Source organism: Rufibacter sediminis, from assembly GCF_014269285.1.
GTDB lineage: Bacteria > Bacteroidota > Bacteroidia > Cytophagales > Hymenobacteraceae > Nibribacter > Nibribacter sediminis.
This window is the reverse complement of the sequence record NZ_JACOAF010000018.1, coordinates 42,285-61,313: the sequence shown is the minus strand read 5'-3', so window position 1 is coordinate 61,313 and position 19,029 is coordinate 42,285. Positions and strand designations below refer to the sequence as shown.

The following is a 19,029-nucleotide window of genomic DNA, read 5'->3' as shown; positions in this document are numbered from 1 at the left end:
AACCTCACATTGGATTAGTCCTTAAAACTAAAAGCCGTGGATTTCCTTCTTGTGAAGAAAATCCACGGCTTAACACAACAACAATGCCCACCTACCTGAGTCCGGCGCGTTTTGCGGCCAGTTTCACGGAAAGTACCGCAAAGGAGATGACACTCAGGGTACTCACCGGCATCAGGATGGCGGAGACGATGGGGGTAAACTCGCCCATCACCGCCATAGTCAGCCCGATGATGTTGTAGATGAAGGACACCCCGAACGCGGCCAGAATCAACCGGAGGCTGGTTTGGGAGAACCGGATGTAGCGGGCCAGCTGGGACAGGTTTTTGGCATCCAGAATCCCGTCGCAGGACGGGGAGAAACCGGTCACGTTGTCGGTGAGGGCCAGGCCCACGTCGCTCTGGCGCAGGGCACCGGCATCGTTCAGGCCATCGCCCACCATGATGGGGGAACGGCCCTGCTCTTTGAGCGAGGTGATGTACTCCAGTTTCTGCATGGGCGACTGGTTGAACCGCAGCTCGGCCTCGGGCCCGAAGAGTTCGCGCAGGCGCGGGGCCTCGCTGTCATTGTCGCCGGAGAGCACGGCCAGCTTCTTGGTTTTGGCCAGCTCCTGCAACAGCTCCTGCAAGCCCTGGCGGTACACGTTCTGGAAGATGTAGTAGCCGCGCACCTGTCCGTCAAGGGAGATAAACACGCGGGTCTGTTTGGTAGAGGAAGTTTCCTCCACCTCGGCAGACACCCACACGGCAGAGCCCACTTTCACGAACGCATCGCCCACAATGCCCTCCAGACCGGCCCCGGGTTTCTCCAGGAAGTTGAGCACGGGTTGCGGCTTGCCTTGCAAGTGCGCGTACAGCCGTTGGCTCAAGGGGTGCGTGGAGTGTTTCAGGACCGAGCGTACCAACTGCTCCTCACTAGAGGACAGGGCATGTCCCACAAACGAGATTTCCGCCGAGCTGGGCTCCGTTAAGGTGCCGGTTTTGTCAAACACTACCATATCGGCCTTGGCCATGGCTTCTACCACGCCGCTGTTTTTCAGGAAGAATTTCTGTTTCCCGAAGATTCTTAACGTAGCACCTAGGGTGAACGGCGTGGCCAGCGACAAAGCACACGGGCAGGCAATCACCAGCACTGAGGTGAAGGCTTTCACGGCCATGTCAGAATCGCGCGGAATCCAGTACCAGAGCGCCCCGGCAGCGATGAGCAGCGTCACGCTCAGGAAGTATTTGCCCACGGCGTTGGCGTAGTTTTCTACCGTCTGCTTTTCCTCTTTCTTGAAGTTCACGTGGTTCCAGAGCTGGGTCAGATAGCCTTGCGAAACTTCTTTCACCACCTCCAGCTCAATGCCTTCGCCCAGCTGCCGTCCGCCCGCGTAGATCACCTCCCCGGCCACCCGCGCCACCGGCACCGATTCGCCGGTCACGAAGCTGTAGTCAATGTTGGCGGTGCCGCGCAGCAGAATAGAATCGGCGGGGATGAGCTCCTGATTGCGCACCAGAATGCGCTGGCCTTTCTGCAACTCCTTCACCGAGGTGGGCGTTTCCTGCCCGTTTTTCAGAACCGACACCGAAATGGGGAAATACGACGTGTACTCCCGGTCAAAGGCCAGGGAGTCATAGGTGCGGCGCTGCACGTACTTGCCAATCAGCATGAAGAACACCAGACCGGTGAACGAGTCCAGGAAACCCGGTCCGCGCCCGGTGGCGATGTCATAGATGCTCACGCTGAACAAAGACAGCAACCCGATAGCGATGGGCAGGTCCAGGTTGATCATGCGCTGCTGCAATCCCTGCCAGGCGCTGGTGAAGAAACCGCGCGCACTGTACAGAAAAACGGGCAAGGCCAGCAAGACATTCAGCCAGCCGAAGAACCGCCCGAACTGGTGCTGCAAACCGCCGAAGTACTCAGGGAAACTCAGCAGCATCACGTTCCCGAAACAGAACGCGGCCAGCCCCAGCTTGTAGTAAATGGACCGGTCTTTCCTGGGAGCGGGCGCTTCCATATCCGCTAAGGTAATCTGGGGCTCGTAGCCGATGTGGGCCATCAGCTCCACCACCTGCGCCAGCGTGGTCACGGCGTGCTCATAGGTCACGGCGGCTTCTTTGCGCAGGAAATTCACGTGCACATCGGTCACGCCGGGGTTAAGCCGATTGAGGTTCTCCAGGAGCCAGATGCACGAACTGCAGTGCATCTGCGGAATATGGAACGTGATTTTGCTGACTTTGTCGTTCTGAAAATCCAGGAGTTGCTGCTGCACCTTGGCATCGTTCAGGTACGCGAACCGCGCCGAGGCGATGGGGTCTTTCACCGAGATGCCGGGGCGGTTGTCTAGGGTATAATAGGTGCAGAGATCGTTCTCCGCCAATAATTCATACACTACTTTGCAGCCTTCGCAGCAAAACTCCTTCTCATCAAAGGAAATGGGCCTGCTGGCGCATTCATCGCCGCAATGGTAGCAGGTGTGGACGTCGGTCTCTAGATGTGCGGTCTGGAGCATAACCTTCTCATTTTAGTCTACCGCAAAAGTACCGCGTTGCCCGGCCGGGGAACATGACATAAATCATCCCGCTGATTGACTCTGCTCATGGGGGTCGCCGCCGCTTTCTGCTGATCTTTGTTTCAGAAACGGAAAGAGAGCGGCGGCGGCGGCTAGTCCTGAGTCTTGAGTCCTGAGTTAAAAATATCTCGGGAACAGACGCAGATTTGATCTCGGGAACAGGCACAGACCGATGGCGTTTTAGGCTTCTTTTTCAAAAAACAGGCTCAAAGCACCTGGCTGTCTCACAAGTGAATTTGGATTAAAAGAAAGACTTCCAATAGATAGTGAAAGAGGTAATAGAAAAGAACGTTTTCGGACTGATTTTCAAAAACGAGGGCTAAAATCCGTTCTTTTCACCTCACAGACCGATTAACTCAGGACTCAGAACTACTATGACGCGTTCCCATACCTTAACCTTCGTGACTACCGCCGCCCTGTTTCTGTGGGCGGGCCTCATCATCGGGATCTCCTTCATTGAAGCGCCCATCAAGTTTACTGCGCCCGGCATCACCCTGGCTTTGGGCCTGGGAATCGGAAGATTGGTGTTTGGCGTGATGAACAAGGTGGAGATTGCGCTTTGCGCCGTGGCCATGCTGGGCCTGCTCTTCAACCATGCCACCAGAAAGGAATGGACTTTGCTGGTTCCTATCACCCTCATTCTGCTCGCGCAAACCTTCTGGCTGTTGCCCGCCCTGGATGTACGGGCGCTGTCCATCATGGACGGGCAAACGCCGCCCGCCAGTTCCCTGCATTTTGTGTACGTGGCGCTGGAGTTCCTCAAATTCGGGTTGCTGCTCACCACGGCCGCGGTGGTGCACAAAGCCACCGTGGTAGTGAAACACGCCGAACGGCTCCGGATTCACCGTATGCAGGAGCTGGTTTCTTAACTTCTCCTTCTAAATCTTGAAAGCATTTACCCCCGCACCATATTAAACGCTTTGACTATGACAACCGCTCTCACCACCTTCCCCTTGCCTGATCTGGCTAGCCAAATCAGTTATTCCCCGGATAAATTCCAGAGCCAGATCTTGCTGAACTCCCCAGACCAGAAGACGATTCTCTTCGCCTTTGATCAGGGCCAGGAACTCAAAACCCACACCACCCCCAAAGATGCGCTGTTGCTGGTACTGGAAGGCTCGTGTTACTTTCTGTTTCCGGAGGAGGAAAAATCCCAAACCTTGCAGGCCGGGCAAATCATCCGGATACCGGCTCAGGTGCCCCACGCCCTGAAAGCCCTGAGTCCGTTCAAGATGGTGCTGATCAAGTAAGCTGCTCCCCCAGCGCTCCTGCCCCGATCACTGGAAGGGTGAAGCGTGCTTTTTAACTGAATCGGGGGACTCGGCCGCGAAGCGCCTTCACTCCTTTCAGCCTTTCCAAGTAAGCCTGACCTCTTTCCGGGGCCGGGCTTTTCTATGTGCTTTACTTGCCTGTTGGCGGGAATACGAAACCCACGCTATCCCACCAATTAGGACACAACAAACAATAATACGGAAACACGTCTTATTCTATACCTCCTGAATTTTGCCTAACCAACTTTAAACAAAAAGTAATGCAAAAAGTAGAATTCAAAAACAGAAACTGGAATGTAGCCGGGCACTTACACCTTCCCGAAAATTTTGATGATGCACAAAAATATCCTGCTATTGTCTGTGTACATCCCGGAAGCAGTGTAAAAGAGCAAACCGCTGGTTTATATGCCAATCAACTCGCTAAAAATGGTTTTATCGCTTTGACCTTTGACGCTTCCTTTCAGGGTGAAAGCGGTGGCGAACCTAGATTTTTGGAAGACCCTGCAACACGGGTTGAAGACATTCGTTGTGCTATTGATTTTTTGACAACATTGACCTTTATTGACCACGACCGCATTGGTGCATTGGGCGTTTGTGCAGGTGGTGGTTATGCTGCCAATGCTTCCATTTCGGAGAAAAGAATTAAAGCTATTGCAACAGTTGTGGGAAGCAATCCAAGCAGAGCTTTCAGAGAAGCTAATCCTATGGAAGTACTCAAAGCGGTTGCCCAACAGCGTACAGCAGAAGCCAACGGCAATGAAAGTCTTATCAATAACTGGATACCTGATTCTGCTGATGAAGCCAAACAAGGTGGCTTAGAAGAAATGGATTTATTGGAAGCTATCGATTATTACAGAACACCTCGGGGGCAACATCCTAATTCGTGCAACAAACTGCTTTTCACCAGCATGAGCAACCTAATTATGTTTGATGCTTTTCATTTGGCGGAATATTTCCTTACCCAACCGCTTTTGGTAATTGTTGGCGACAAAGTGGGGGGATTTGGTTCGTACAGAGACGGTTTCGATTTGTACAATAAAGCTGCCTCAACAGACAAAAAAATCCACGTCGTAAAAGGCGCAAGTCACTATGATTTGTACGACCGTCCTGAAGCCACCAGAGAAGCATTAGAGCATATCGTGCCTTTCTTCAACGAACACCTTTAAACAAGGCCGCTTCAAGTAAACATGAGATATAAATCCAACTGCGATTTTTTATTGTTAATCATTCAGTGAATTTACCCCTAAACATATCGGGCACTATTTTACTTATTACAGGTTTCGTTCTTGTGCTAAAGCCTAATTTATTTGGCAATTTTTCAACGCCTGTTGATGCTTATCAAATGATAGAGAAAAGAGTAAAGTGGGGAATGTTCATTGGACTGGGTATATTCTTATTATTTCAGAGACATTGGACATCGTGGGGATTCATCACAGCGGGATTTCTCACGACATTAACATTGGGTGTCATACTAGCGAGATTGACAGGTTTTGTTTTGGACGGATTTTTCACCAAACAACTATGGTGGCTTCTTATAGAATTTGTTGCGCTACTGTTGTTCGGTTTTTTGTATTGGAAGCAAAATAACTAACCTCTGTTACATCATTCACTATGAAGGCAATCCAATCCTTATCCGAGTTTCACAGATTTTTATCCGTTGGCGCGCCATTGCATCCTTTGGTAAGTGTGGTGCACGTTTCAGAACTCCACGCAATCCAATCTGATATATGGAAAAGATTTACCGCAACTTTTTATACCATTTCGTTGAAATACAACATTCAATCCAAAATAAAATACGGACAGAATTATTATGACTTCGAAAACGGCACGATGACTTTTACGGCACCAAACCAAGTTCAATCAGTTGAAGTGGAAACATCAAACTCCTTCAATGGAACAATGGGAACAGGCTATGTACTAATGTTTCACCCAGATTTTTTAGGAAAACATCCCTTAGCTAACAACATCAAAGCTTATAGTTTCTTTTCCTATTCAGTAAACGAAGCATTACATCTATCCGAGAAAGAAGAGAGCAATGTTATTGCTATTTTCAAAAAGATCGAAGAAGAATACCAGCATATAGACCAGCAAACGCAAAGTATTATTTTGTCGCAAATCGATTTATTATTGAATTACAGTATACGCTTTTACGAAAGACAATTCATTACCCGACAAACCTCAAAAAATGATTTACTCACCCAAACTGAAAACTTTATCAACGCGTATTTCAATTCTGACGAGGGTTTGCAAAAAGGTCTTCTTACGGTAGAATATTTAGCGAGCCAACTCAACTTATCGTCTAATTATTTGAGCGATGCACTCCGTTCACTTACCGGACAAAGTGCACAACAACACATCCACGAAAAACTTGTAGCAAAAGCAAAAGAATATTTAACCACAAGTAATTTAACAGTTGCTGAAATTGCCTACAATTTAGGTTTCGAACGTCCTCAATCATTCAACAAGCTTTTCAAAAATAAAACAGAAATGTCGCCTCTGGAGTTTAGACAATCATTCATATGAAAAAGTACTACCGCCAATAATGGCTTTGCATCAAATGAGCTGAAAACCATAGGCTAAACAACTGTTTTTCAATTAGGCTGGATATCTTCAACCAGGGTTGAAGTTCTATGAATGCCCACACGAACGCAAAGCCCCAGAACGAAAACATGAATCAAGATGGTCTGCTGTAAAACCTTTCACCTTGAATAAATACCTATTTTTCTAAACCGCCTCTAACTCGTTTGCTTTGAAAGCGTTAGCTCTAAAGCCGGGCTTCAGCTCCCACTGTCATTAAAGCTAGGCAGAACAAGATGAAAAAAGCGCTCAAGATCTTCTCACTGGTACTGCTGATGTTGGTGGTGGTAGCCGGGGTAGTGGTCGCCACTACGCCCATGAAAAAACTGATTTCTCTGGCGGCGCCTAAAATTGACAACATCCGGGTCACCGATACCCGCGTGGATGAGGAAACCGCCACCATGCACGTGCTCATGGACGTGACGCCCTCCTTCCTCTCCACCTTCGTGGACAGCATTGAGTACAAGTTCAAACTCTACAACAAAACCGTGGCGCAGGGCCACAAAGGCTTTGAGCGGGACGCGAACCAGAAAAAGCAGACCATCAAGTTCCCCATGACCATGAACCACAACCAAACCCGCGAGCTGGTGCGGCGGCAGGTGAAGGAAGGGGAAAAGGTGCAAGCCTATATCAAGGCCTACAGTGATGTTCCGCTGCTGGGCCGCCGCATGTTCACGATCAACGAGGACCTGGACATGGTGATTCCGGCCTTGCCCGGCGCCAAGATCACCAACGTCAACATCACCGATTTCGGGCTGGACGAGATGGAGATGGTCATGACCATGCAAATGGACAATCCCAACGAGTTCGACTTCTACATCCGGGACATGAAGATGACGCTTAACTTCCCCGACAAGATGCACTCTGTGGGCGGCTCCGGCAAAGATTACCTGGTGAAAGCCCAAAGCCTGACGCCCGTTCAGTTACAAACGGTCTCCGATGTGAAGAAACCGCTCAAGACCACCTTTAAAACCCTCACTGGCGACCATGTCTGGAATTACCGCATGAACGCCTCCATGGTGCTGGAACCCAAAAGCGACGTGGTGGGCACCATTCACATGGACATGGTGAAGACGGGCAAGATCAACGTGGTGCAGCAACTGAAGAAGGCCAAAGCCACCGAGAAAGCCGAGCGGAAAGCGGAGAAGCAGGAGAAAAAGGAAGCTAGAAAAAAGGAGAAAGCAGAATAAGTACAAAATTGATTTTAGTTTGGGCTTATTTCCCAAAAAACAGGCCTAAAACAGGAAAAAGCATTCTGGCGCTAGAGGAAAATGAGTATTTTGCTCTCCATTTCCGGAACGCAAAAACTTATGCCCCAGCACCTACTTCACGGTCTTCTCAGAAGAGCGTGCCTTTCTACCGCTATACTCACGTTCACTACCCTCGCTTTTCCGGCCCTCACCCAGGCGCGGCAATCTGCTTACCCCACTCCTTCTGACACCGTGCAGATTGGTTACGGAAGCCAGAAACGGAAACAGGTGACCGGAGCCGTGCAAACTGTAACCGCCAGCCAGTTTAACCAGGGCCTGATCGTCACTCCGGAACAACTCTTTACTGGCCAACTGACCGGGGTTCAGGTCACGGCCCTGAGCGGAGCACCCGGCGCCAACTCTCTGATTCAGCTCCAGCGAGCTGCTTCCATGGCGGGTGACACTGCGCCCCTGGTTGTGCTGGACGGCGTACTCTTGGAGCCGGGAAGTGACCCTTCGGTTTATTCGCCGTTGGGTTTGCTCAATCCTTATGACATTGCCTCAATCACCTTCCTGAAAGACGCAGCGGCTACCGGCATTTACGGAGCCCAAGGTTTGAATGGCGTTTTGCTCATCAACACCAAAAGAGGCGCATCAGACAGAAAGCTACAGGTAGATTTCCAGACCCAGTTCGCGCTTTCCACTTTACCCAAAAAAGTAAGTGTCTTGTCAGCCGATGAATTCCGGCAGTTCATCAACCAACGGGGTAGACAGGAGGAGAAAAACCTGCTGGGCCAGGCCAATACAGACTGGCAGGACGAGATTTATGAAAAAGCCGTGAGTTACAATCAGAACCTGAGCTTGGGCGGTACCGTGGGTTTTCTGCCTTACCGGATTTCCCTGGGGCACCTGAAACAGAACGGCATTCTCACCAACACCAATTTCACCCGCAAATCGGCGGCTATTCTCCTGAACCCTTCTCTCTTCGATGATCACCTGCAGATTCAGGTAAGTCTGAAGGGAAACGTAGGCGAGACCCAATCGGCCAACCCCAACCTTATCAACGCAGCCGTCCATTTTGATCCCACCCAGCCCGTTTATGCGCCAGATGGCTCGTACTTTGAGTGGCGGGACCCAAACGGAGCACCCATAACGTCAGCGCCGCTCAACCCCGTGGGTTTACTGAACAGACCATTAGATAAAGAGGAGGCCGAAAGAGGTTTCGGGAATACGCACATCGCCTATCAGTTCCACTTTCTGCCTGCCCTTACGGCGCATTTCAATTGGGGCTATGACCGTTTCCAGAGCGACCGAAATGGAAACCCATCTTATACCGTCAGACTTCCACAGGTGCCCGAAACGATAGAACAGTCTGGCCAAACCAGAAAAAGCAGGCAGCAGGAATATTACCTTACCTACTCAGACAAGTTGGAACGTCTACAGAGCCAGCTAGACCTCACGGCCGGCTATTTTACCCAAAAAACCGAAGAAGAAGCTTACTCTAATACCATGACAGTTCCTCAGGGAGAACGACAGAACGGTGGCTGGTACAGGCAAGGATATAAGCTCAGAGCCTTCTTCGGCCGCATCCAATACGGGATCAAAGACCGCTATTTTCTCTCCTTTTCCGCCCGCAGAGACGAAAGCCCGATTTTTGCCAAAGAGAACCGTCGTTTCACCTCCAAGGCCGTGGGGCTCAGCTGGCGACTTTCAGAGGAGTCATTTATGCAGAATCAGAAAATCTTCTCTGACCTGAAAATCAGGGCCAGCTACGGAGTACAAGGCAACACGCCACCCTTCCAACAGATTAGTCTAAACTTCGGCGGTTCAGCTTCCCTAGACCCAACCCTCACCTGGGAAAAAACACCCTCCTTCAATCTGGGCGTTGATTTTGGCTTGTTGAGCAACCGTTTGACCGGAAGCCTGGATTTTTTCCAACGCTCCACGAAGGACCTGTTCGCAAGGCATCTCCTGCCCAGCAACGGACTTAGCTACGTGATCACGAACGGAGGGGAATTGCAAACCAGAGGTGCGGAGCTAGCGCTACAATACCAAGCGTTGGCAACCGAGAAAGTGGAATGGCTCCTTGGCCTGAACGCTTCCTACTCCACCAACGAGCTTACATCCGTTTCTACCAACGCCCCCGCAAACTGGCTGGCCCCTGGGTTCTTGTCACAGTACACCAATATTACTGGCAGCGCCATCCATTCCTATTATGTGTATCAGCAGAAGTACACCAATGATTTACCGCAGGAAGGCCAGTACGAAGATCTCAACAAAGACGGCCGCATTGATCGTGGAGACATGAAGCCGTTTCACAGCGCCCGCCCCAAAAGTCTGATTGGGTTCAGTTCACAGCTGAGGTACCAGAAATGGAGTCTGGGATGGCTGGCCAGAGCCGAGTTAGGCGCTTTCAACTACAACCGCGAAGCGGCCCAATACGGTTTTTATAGTATCTACGTCTATAATCGCGTGCCTCTAAATCGGTCTACTGATTTGCTGAACACCAACTTTACGGCACAGCAGTTCAACTCCAGCTACTACGTCCAGAACGCCTCTTTCCTCCGGATGGAGTACATCAGCCTGGGGTATGATGCCGGGCAGCTGCTTCAGAACAAACTGACGCTTAAGCTGAGCGCCACCGTTCAGAATGCGTTTGTCCTCACGGGGTATACCGGCCAGGACCCCGAAGTTGCCTATGGCGTTGACGTTGCCCAGTATCCCAGACCGCGCACGTTCTCGCTCAACCTGAACCTTGGTTTTTAGAGCAACTCCATCATGAGCAGCACATGTAACCAGAAGCGCCCCGGAAGCACTACCATGCGGCTTCCGGGGCGCTTCCGTTTTGGGCCTGTTTTCTGAAAACTATCCCAAAACGCCTTTACTCCGCTACTTCCAGCTTGTAGCCGCGGCCGTGCACAGTGGTGATCTTCACGGAGGAATCTGGTTGCAGGTATTTGCGGAGTCGGGAGATGAACACGTCCAGGCTGCGGCCCACAAAGTAGCCATCGTCCTGCCAGAGGCGTTGCAGGATTTCCTCGCGGCGCAGCAGTTGGTGCGGGTGCTGCACAAAGAGCCGGAGCAGTTCGGCCTCGCGGTCGGTGAGGGTATGGGTGTGGCCGCCTACGTGCAACAGCAGGTTTTTGACTTCCAGGGTAGACGCGCCGAAGGTAAGAACTTCGGGGGCGTTTTGGGGCGGTTTTTCGGAAACTGGCTCTGAAACGCGGACCGTGCGGCGCAGAATGGCTTTGACGCGGTACACCAGTTCCTCCAGCCCGAAGGGTTTGGTCAGGTAATCGTCGCAGCCCAGCTCAAAGCCCTGCAACCGATCGGCTTTGAGGGCTTTGGCGGTCAGGAACATGAAGGGAACCGAGATTTCGCGTTTCCGCATTTCCTCGGCCACCGAAAACCCGTCGCGGTGGGGCAGCATCACGTCCAGCACGCAGAGATCGAAGGTTTGCTGCGCGAAGGCGGCTAACCCGGCTTCCCCATCGGGGCAGAGCGTAACGGTGTAGCCCGCCGTCTCCAGGCTGTCCTGCAACAGAAATCCCAGGTTGGGGTCGTCTTCCACCAGTAAGATATGTGCCATGCCGCTAAGGTACCACTATAAAGTCTGCGATGTCTTTTTCCTGCCCGTTCACGATCAGGGAAACGCGGTGCGCTCCCGGATAGTACCGGCGCGTGGTAATGGGCCTGAAGCTCTGCCGCCGGGAAATGGTGCATTCCTCCGCGGGCGCAAACACCCGCTCGCTGATCTTGAACACTTTTCGCGCCAGCGATTGATTGGCCTTCTGGTAATACACGCCGTATTCTAACCGCACTTTCTGAGGCACCTGGGCGGTGTTCTTCAGCTGAAACGAAAACTGGAGATCCTTTCCCAGCGCCACCGCTGGGGTGAGAACCTGAAAGTTCTTTACCTCCAGCGGGGCATCGTCTTCGTAACCAAAATAGCGCAGCACCTCGGGGTGCCCTTGCTTGAGCAGCGTGCGGGAGCCGTGCTTCACCACCCAATCCGTTTCTTTGCTGTGGCCTTTCCATTTCGCCAGCAGGTGCAGCACCAGATCGGGGTTGTCTTTGGAGATGTCGTTGAGGTTGTTGGCCACGCTGCGGCGCACGAACTCCGACGAATCGGCTTTCAGGTTCTCCAGGATGGGCAGCAGCGGGGCCGGATCGCGTTTCAGGAACGGCAACGCCATGGCCCAAGGCAACCGGGGACGGGCTCCCTCGCTGGCGAAGCGCCTGACCCAGGCATGTTCATGCGTGGACCAGAGCAGCATCTGGGTCATCATCTGGGCGGGATAAGCTAGAATAAAAGGCCGAACCGCGAATTCACAGCTGATGAACTGCGTGATCTGCTCCATGGCCGGCACCGACGTTTCCAGATCCTCCAGGCCGTAGAGCTCTACATAATCAGGGAAGAACATGAACTCCACATGCTGCACCGGAAACTGCTCGTCCTGCAACTGCCGGATGATCTGCAACAAGAGGGAAACGGCGGCTGGGTACTGACCGGGCAAAAAATGATGCAGCACCTGGGCCGTATGCCGCATGCGCGCCTTCAGTTCTTTGGTTTCCCAGCCATCGGCAAAAATCTGGTTCAGGAACTCGGCTTTCTCAAACGTGGGCACCACCTTCTGCACTACTTCCGCGAACCGATGGAAAAACTCAGGCGAATAAACATCTTTCAGCAGCGTACTCATGCAAAGGGGTTTGGTGCGTTTCGGGCCCAATTTCTGGAAAACCGCCGAGAAACGCTACAAACTTCTGCTCGCTCCTGTCCGGCTGGTGTTTCCTTAGAATTTCATCTGGATAACGGCGGGCATCCTGCGGGCAGCGTTTCTAGTTGTCTAGAGACTCAAACCAGGGCAAGACGTCCAGCATCATGGGTTCTACGCTGGTGCGGTGCATGCCGCCTTCAAGGGGGAAAAACTCCACGTTGGTAGCGCCCGCCGCCCGGAACTGGTTGTAGGTGGTGACGGAGGTCTGGAAGAAAACCGCTTCGTCCTGGGTGCCGTGGTAGAGCCGGGTAGGGCTGGCGGGTTTCCAGTCCAGGAGGCTGTTGTTGGTGAGCGCCTGTTTCAGCACCGTTTCTCCGGCGGGGTTGCTCAGGTTGGCGTAAAACGTGGGGGCGAAAAGATCTGGGATGGAAGTGGTGAGCTGGCTGTTGATTTCCTCGCGGTCTTTGGAGCCGTCCAGCAAGCCGGGCATGCGGTCGGCGTACGGCTGCCGGAAGAAATCAGTGAAGGGGCGGTTCCAGTTGTAGGTGATGTTGTAGCTGTTCAGGATGAGGGGCAGGAAGGAAGGCTCTGCGTAAGTGGCGGTAGTGGAGATGGTGGAGAGCATGCCGTTCAGGTCATACCCGCCAGCCCCGGCCGCCACCGCCGTGAGGTCCAGGTCATGGCTCTGGTCAGACTCAATCTCCTTCTGGGCCGCCAGCGTCACGTAGCCGCCCTCTGAATAGCCAATCAGGAACAGGTTGTCATTGGTCTGGATGTTCTCCTGGCCCAGGTAATACTTGGCGGCTTTGAGCATGTCCACCACGGTGGCCGCCGAGTGTTCCTCGTCATAGTAAGGATGTACAATGTCTTTGGAGGTGCCATAGCCAATGAAATCCGGAATGACGGTGATGTAGCCTACCGCCGCGAACAGCTCAAACCCCGAGAACCCGCCCGGGAAATTGGAGGGCGCATCGCTGTCGGCGAAAATGGTGCCGTGCTGGGCGCTCACCAGCGCCGGCGCCGAGGGGGTATTCTGCGGCAGGCACAGCAAGCCCGAGGCCTGCACCGGGCTGCCCTTGTACGTGGTGTTGTACACAAACCGATACACCTCAATGTCATAGTCAATGTACGAGACAAAATTCCCGAACCCCGCCGTCACCGCGTAGGTCTGCAACACCAGCTTGGGCACCTTGGCCACCGAGGAGGCGGAAACGAAGTACTGCTTATTGTCCGGTTGCGGATCTTCATCTGAAGAAGTACACCCACTGAAGATGACGAGCGCCAGCACTAGCCAACGCAGGGTAAGTAAATTCTTTTTCATGCCTCGGTCTTTTAAACGCATCCACACCGTATTTTCACTCTCCTCTGATAGTCAAGGTATTAAATTAATAAATCAATTAAAACACAATAAATTCTCGCTTCTGTTAAATACCAAAAACAGAGTAGGGCGCTTTGGGAGTTTTTTTTGGAAAAGATGCCAAAAGCAGCGTTCAGGGGAAGCGGTAGCGAGGAATTGCCTTGCCTGTTTTGCAGGTTGGTAGCCTACCCCCTGGGGTGCTTCTGAACGCTGGGGCGACATCAGAATCAACAGCCTGCCACTTGGTAACAATTCCGTAACATCAGCGGGCAAATGGTAACAATTCGGTCATCATCAAGCGGCTGGAAGAAAGTAACTTACCTTTCTAAAAGATGCGTCATGAAGGTAGTTCAGCTGAATACATTGTTAACGGATCTTGAGCCCCTGATGCTGAAGGTCAAGGTGATAGCCGGTGGTTATCTGACGGAAGAACAGACCATCCACTGCGAGCGGTTGGAGCGGCTGGGCGCTTCCTCCCTCAATTTGCCCCTGGAGTTCTACATCACCGACCAAAACCACGTGCTCGTGCTTCATTACGCCCGACGCCTGGACCTGCAGAAATCCATCAGCGCCATTGACTACTTCCCGGAGTATACCTCCCAGGAAATCGCCAAAGTCTCTGACATCATCCTGGAGGTACTGCGTAAAAAGCCTGCTTTTCAGAAAAGGGCCGTAAAACACCGCTCTTAGTTCATTGGCAGCACCAACGTGAAACAGGTGCCCTGCTGCTCGGTGCTCTCTACGGTCACCTGCCCGTGGTGCGCCTCCATGATGGCCTTCACGTAACTCAACCCCAGCCCGAAGCCTTTTACATTGTGCACGTTGCCCTGCGGCACGCGGTAAAACTTATCGAACAGAAACTTCTGGAACTCCTGCTTTATCCCGATGCCCCGGTCCCGGATGCTGATCAAAATGCCCTGCTCGGTGTTTTGGGTGCTCACCTCAATCTCGGGAGCCTCGGCAGAGTACTTCTCGGCGTTGTCCAGCAAACTGTAGAGGGCATTGGCCACGTGCAGGCCATCGGCGTGGACGAGGGGGTTGGTGGCTTGCAGGTCTAACCGCAGGTGGCCGGCGCGTTGCTGCAACCGGGGCGACAGGTTCTGGCCGGTCTCCTCCAGGAGCGCGTGCAGGTCAATGGTTTCTTTCTTCAAAGCCAGCTCCTGGCGTTCCAGAGTGGCCATCTGCAGCACCCGCTCCACCTGCGCCCGCAGCCGCTCGTTCTCGGAATGGATAAGGTCATGGTAGCGGGTCAACCGGTCCGGGGAAAGCGTTTCGGAGCGTTTGCGGAGCACCTCGCTGGCCAGCCCGATGTTGGTGATGGGGGTTTGCAGCTCATGGGTGAGGTTGTTGATGAAATCGGTTTTGAGCTCAGAAAGGCGTTTCTCGCGCAGAATCTGGAAGAAAGTATAGGCGAAGAACAGCACCACCAGCAGCAGCGCACCGGTAGAATACCACCAGAACTCCATCTCCTTCAGAATAAACGACGTCTTACCCGGAAATACCACCGCCAGATTATACATCGGCACCGCTCCCGCTTTTTCATGCCGAATCACCGGGACTTTGCCCGTGGTGAGTTGCCGCTGCGGAGCCGCGATGTACTGCCCAAACATGAGCGTGTCATCAAAACTGTTGTAGAGCCCGAACTCGTAGCGCTCGTGCAGCTGCCGCTTGGCCAGTTCCTGCTGCAGCAACTGACGCGCCAGCCCAGGGTCTACGTTGGCCTTCAGTTCCGCCACGAAGAAATTGGAGGCTACCTGCTGTACCGGCTCCACCGAAGTAAGGTTTCCCTTCCCGGACTTGGTCAGCAACTGGTCGGCTACGCTGGTCAGCGCCACCTGCACACTGTGGTTGAAGGCGCGTTCCTGGGCATTGTAGGCCTTGTTCAGCCACAATAGCTGCACACTCAGCAGCGCCACCAGTGACACGCACGCCAGCACCAGAATGATTTGAATCTTTTGACGGCTCATGGGGCTAAAGTACAGAATTTATGCGTCTGGTATGGACCATTAACATGTCATTAACAAAGTTTTACAAACCGTTAACCAGGGTGCGTTGTTGGAGCCGGTAAGTTTGTACCGGACCTATTTCTGCCAACTATGACCCTCCACATTAGCCGCACCCAGTCGCCCAAACCAGTCATCATGCCCTCGGCTCCCCTCCTTTTCACGCGCAAGCAGTTCCTGCCGATGTTTCTGGGCATGGCTGCCGTTGGGCTGGGTTTCCTCCTGATGGCTACCGATTCCACGCCGCAGGGCTACGGTTTTCAGGGACTCACGCTGGGACCTCTGCTGGTAGTCCTGGGGTTCATGCTGCCGTTTTTTGGCATCTTCCAGAAAAACAGCCTTAAAACGGAAACGACCCTGCCCCCTGCTTGGCAAAGGTTCAGGCGCTGGAATATGGGCCTCGGCTGGGTTGTCGGGCTGATCTCCCTAACCGTGTATGTCCTGACGCTAGAACCCACCACCAGTTTCTGGGACACCGGGGAGTTCATTGCCGCCGCCTACAAACTGCAGGTGCCGCATCCGCCGGGCGCTCCGCTGTTCCTGCTCATCGGGCGGCTGTTCACCTTGCTGAGTTTCGGGGAGGTGACCAAAGTGGCCTGGTGGATGAACTTCTTCTCGGCGTTGAGCAGCGCGGGCACGGTGCTGTTCCTGTTCTGGAGCATCACGCTGTTGTCGCAGCGGCTGCTGCCGGCTTCCCAAGAAGGCCCCGGCGCAAGTCAGCAAATCCTGTGGCTGGGAAGCGGCGCGGTGGGAGCCCTAGCCTTCGCCTTCACCGATTCTTTCTGGTTCAGCGCCGTGGAGGCCGAGGTTTACGCGCTGTCCTCGTTCTTTACCGCCGTGGTGGTCTGGGCCGCCCTGAAGTGGCAAGCTGAGGCCGATGCGCCGGAGGCGGACCGCTGGCTTTTGGGTCTGGCGTACCTGGTGGGGCTTTCCATTGGCGTGCACCTGCTCAATCTGGTCGCTTTGCCGGCCATTGCGCTGCTGGTCTACTTCCGGAAGTACAAACCTACCCGTGGCGGCATTCTGCTGGCCCTCAGCATTGGCGGCATTCTGGTGCTGGCCATCATGGAAGGCGTGATTACGGGGCTGCCCTCCGTGGCGGGCTCGGTGGAAGTGTTTTTCGTGAACACGATAGGCTTACCGTACGGCGGAGGAGTGGTTCTGTTTTTACTGGGTTTAACCGCCGCAATCGTGTACGGCTTGCGTTGGGCCAAAACGAATCAGAAAGCGCTGTGGCATAATGCGCTGGTGGCGCTCATCCTGGTGCTGCTGGGCTATTCTTCTTACCTGATGGTGCCCATCCGCTCAAGCTACAACCCGCCCATCGACGAGAACAACCCCGAGAACCTGCTTTCCTTCGTGAGTTACCTCAAGCGGGAACAGTACGGCAGCCGTCCGCTATTGTATGGTCCGCAGTTCAACGCGCAGGCGCAGAGCTTTGAGAAAGGCGCTCCCATCTATTCGCCCCAGAACGGCAAATACGCGGTGGTGGATTATTCCTACTCGGCGCTCTATAATGATCAGGACAAAACCCTGCTGCCACGTTTGTACTCAGACCAGCCGGTGCACCTGCGGGCTTACCAATACTGGGTAAACGTGCAGGAAGGGCAAAAACCGGGTTTCGGGGAGAACCTGCGTTTCCTGTGGAACTACCAGCTGAACCACATGTACTGGCGCTACTTCGGGTGGAACTTCATCGGGCGGCAGAGCGAGGTGCAAGGCGCCGGCGTGCTGTGGCCCTGGGAGCAGAAAACCGATGTGCCCTCGCCAATCCGCGAAAGCAAAGCCCGGAACCAGTTCTTCCTGTTGCCGCTGCTGCTGGGCGTTTTGGGGCTGTTTTTCCAATTCAGGCGCAAATCCAGTGATGCCTGGGTGGTGCTGCTGCTGTTCTTCTTTACTGGCATCGCCATTGTGCTGTACCTGAACCAGCCGCCCGTAGAACCGCGCGAGCGCGACTACACTTTTGCCGGTTCTTATTACGCCTTCAGCCTCTGGATTGGCCTGGGCGTGCTGGCGGTGGGCAACTTCCTCCGGCGTTTGTTTTCGTCTCAAGTACTGGCCGCAACCGTGGCAACTTTGCTGGCGCTATCCGTTCCCGTTCTGCTGCTGGCCGAAGGGTACGATGACCACAACCGCTCAGACCGGCACCACGCGTTGGACTCCGCGAAGAACCTGCTCAGCTCCGTGGCCTCTAACGCCATTCTGTTCACCAACGGCGACAATGACACGTTCCCGCTCTGGTACGCCCAGGAAGTGGAAGGTTTCCGGACCGATGTGCGCGTGCTGGTCATGACCTACCTCAACACCGACTGGTACATTGAACAGGCCCGCCGGCAGGTGAACGCCTCGGCCCCGCTGCCCGGCACCTTGCCCCTGGCGAGCTACTTATACAGCGAGAACAACTACCTGCCGTACGTGCCCAACCCCTCGGTGCAGGACAGCGGCATGGACCTGAACCAATACCTGCAGCTACTCAAGCAGAACCACCCGGCCCTGCAGCTCCAAACGCAGGATGGCCGCACTTTGAACGCCCTGCCTACCAAACGCCTCCGCTTAGCGGTCAACAAAGATCAAGTCCTGCAAAACGGCACCGTCTCGCCGGAGCGCGCCCGTCACGTAGCAGAAGAAATGAGCTGGGAACTGAAAGCCAGCGCGCTGGAGAAAAAGCACCTGTTCATTCTGGACCTGATGGCCTCCAACCAATGGCAACGCCCCATCTACTTCTCCAGCACCGGCTCTGAGTCTGCTGAACTGGGTCTGCAGCCATTCCTGCAACTGGAGGGGCAAGCCCTGCGCCTAGTTCCTGCCCGCAACCCAGATCCGCATTCAGACGCGTACGTAGACCGGCTCCGGACCCATAAAAACCTCCTGCAGCACTTCCAGTACACCGGCCTCACGAACCCAGACCAACCGTATGAAGAGAACTTTATGTCGCAGATTGTGCCGATCTACCGCCGGAACTTCGGGGAGCTGGCGCTGGCCCACCTGAAAGCCGGAGATACTGCGCAGGCCCAGAAAGTCCTGAAAGCCTGCCTCACCCTGATGCCGGATGCCGGAGCGCCGCACAACTTCGAGAGCGCCGATCTGGTCTTACCCCTCGCCCAAGCCGGTCTCACAAGAGAAGCAAAAGAACTCACGCACCTGCTCTCCCACCGCTTTGACGCCCAACTCCGGTACTACGCCACCCAACCCGCCCATTTTGAGCGGGAACGACAAGTGAACCTCTATGGCTTACAAATCCTGGCGCAAGCCGCACACGCAGCCCACTTCCCCAACGCAAAGCAGCTGGAAGAACTATTCTTGCTGCATTATCAAGGGATTAGGTGATTTGAAGATGTGGAGATGTGGAGATGTGGAGA

Annotated in this window: 13 protein-coding genes; 8 read left to right on the top strand and 5 right to left on the bottom strand. The window is 53.8% G+C overall.

Going from position 1 to position 19,029, the window contains the following annotated elements; translation table 11 throughout:
* Positions 1 to 91: 91 nt before the first annotated feature.
* Positions 92 to 2,494 (bottom strand): heavy metal translocating P-type ATPase, encoded by a 2,403-nt coding sequence (locus H7U12_RS06430; protein WP_186634747.1) that lies wholly within the window; start codon positions 2,492 to 2,494, stop codon positions 92 to 94.
* A 434-nt stretch (positions 2,495 to 2,928) separates the two neighbouring features.
* Here H7U12_RS06430 and H7U12_RS06425 point away from each other — a divergent pair, with 434 nt between their 5' ends.
* The 6 genes from H7U12_RS06425 to H7U12_RS06400 all read left to right on the top strand — a co-directional run bounded on the left by H7U12_RS06425 (position 2,929) and on the right by H7U12_RS06400 (position 10,358).
* Positions 2,929 to 3,423, top strand: a complete 495-nt coding sequence (locus tag H7U12_RS06425; RefSeq protein ID WP_186634744.1) for a hypothetical protein — start codon at positions 2,929 to 2,931, stop codon at positions 3,421 to 3,423.
* Positions 3,424 to 3,480: 57 nt separating this feature from the next.
* The gene (locus H7U12_RS06420; RefSeq protein ID WP_186634741.1) at positions 3,481 to 3,804 is read left to right on the top strand and encodes a cupin domain-containing protein; all 324 of its coding nucleotides are present in this window, start codon (positions 3,481 to 3,483) and stop codon (positions 3,802 to 3,804) included.
* Between the two features lie 281 nt (positions 3,805 to 4,085).
* Positions 4,086 to 4,991 (top strand): alpha/beta hydrolase, encoded by a 906-nt coding sequence (locus H7U12_RS06415; protein WP_186634738.1) that lies wholly within the window; start codon positions 4,086 to 4,088, stop codon positions 4,989 to 4,991.
* Between the two features lie 445 nt (positions 4,992 to 5,436).
* The gene (locus H7U12_RS06410; protein WP_186634735.1) at positions 5,437 to 6,348 is read left to right on the top strand and encodes a helix-turn-helix domain-containing protein; all 912 of its coding nucleotides are present in this window, start codon (positions 5,437 to 5,439) and stop codon (positions 6,346 to 6,348) included.
* Positions 6,349 to 6,638: 290 nt separating this feature from the next.
* Complete coding sequence (locus tag H7U12_RS06405; RefSeq protein ID WP_186634731.1) at positions 6,639 to 7,592, top strand: hypothetical protein; 954 nt, start codon at positions 6,639 to 6,641, stop codon at positions 7,590 to 7,592.
* A 120-nt stretch (positions 7,593 to 7,712) separates the two neighbouring features.
* Positions 7,713 to 10,358, top strand: coding sequence for a SusC/RagA family TonB-linked outer membrane protein (locus H7U12_RS06400; protein WP_186634728.1), 2,646 nt, complete (start codon positions 7,713 to 7,715; stop codon positions 10,356 to 10,358).
* Positions 10,359 to 10,473: 115 nt separating this feature from the next.
* On the opposite strand, the gene H7U12_RS06395 is transcribed toward H7U12_RS06400, so the two are convergent.
* The 3 genes from H7U12_RS06395 to H7U12_RS06385 all read right to left on the bottom strand — a co-directional run bounded on the left by H7U12_RS06395 (position 10,474) and on the right by H7U12_RS06385 (position 13,631).
* Positions 10,474 to 11,181 (bottom strand): response regulator transcription factor, encoded by a 708-nt coding sequence (locus tag H7U12_RS06395; protein WP_186634725.1) that lies wholly within the window; start codon positions 11,179 to 11,181, stop codon positions 10,474 to 10,476.
* Positions 11,182 to 11,185: 4 nt separating this feature from the next.
* Entirely contained in the window at positions 11,186 to 12,292 is a 1,107-nt protein-coding gene (locus H7U12_RS06390) for a DNA alkylation repair protein (RefSeq protein ID WP_186634721.1), read from the bottom strand.
* Positions 12,293 to 12,431: 139 nt separating this feature from the next.
* Entirely contained in the window at positions 12,432 to 13,631 is a 1,200-nt protein-coding gene (locus tag H7U12_RS06385; RefSeq protein WP_186634718.1) for an alpha/beta hydrolase family protein, read from the bottom strand.
* A gap of 375 nt (positions 13,632 to 14,006) precedes the next feature.
* Between H7U12_RS06385 and H7U12_RS06380 the strand changes: the two genes are divergently transcribed.
* Entirely contained in the window at positions 14,007 to 14,357 is a 351-nt protein-coding gene (locus H7U12_RS06380) for a hypothetical protein (RefSeq protein WP_186634715.1), read from the top strand.
* On the opposite strand, the gene H7U12_RS06375 is transcribed toward H7U12_RS06380, so the two are convergent.
* Complete coding sequence (locus tag H7U12_RS06375; protein ID WP_186634712.1) at positions 14,354 to 15,634, bottom strand: sensor histidine kinase; 1,281 nt, start codon at positions 15,632 to 15,634, stop codon at positions 14,354 to 14,356. The genes H7U12_RS06380 and H7U12_RS06375 overlap by 4 nt on opposite strands.
* A 129-nt stretch (positions 15,635 to 15,763) precedes the next feature.
* Between H7U12_RS06375 and H7U12_RS06370 the strand changes: the two genes are divergently transcribed.
* On the top strand, positions 15,764 to 18,997 hold the full coding sequence (locus tag H7U12_RS06370) for a DUF3098 domain-containing protein (protein WP_186634709.1): 3,234 nt from the start codon (positions 15,764 to 15,766) through the stop codon (positions 18,995 to 18,997).
* The last annotated feature ends 32 nt before the right edge of the window (positions 18,998 to 19,029 follow it).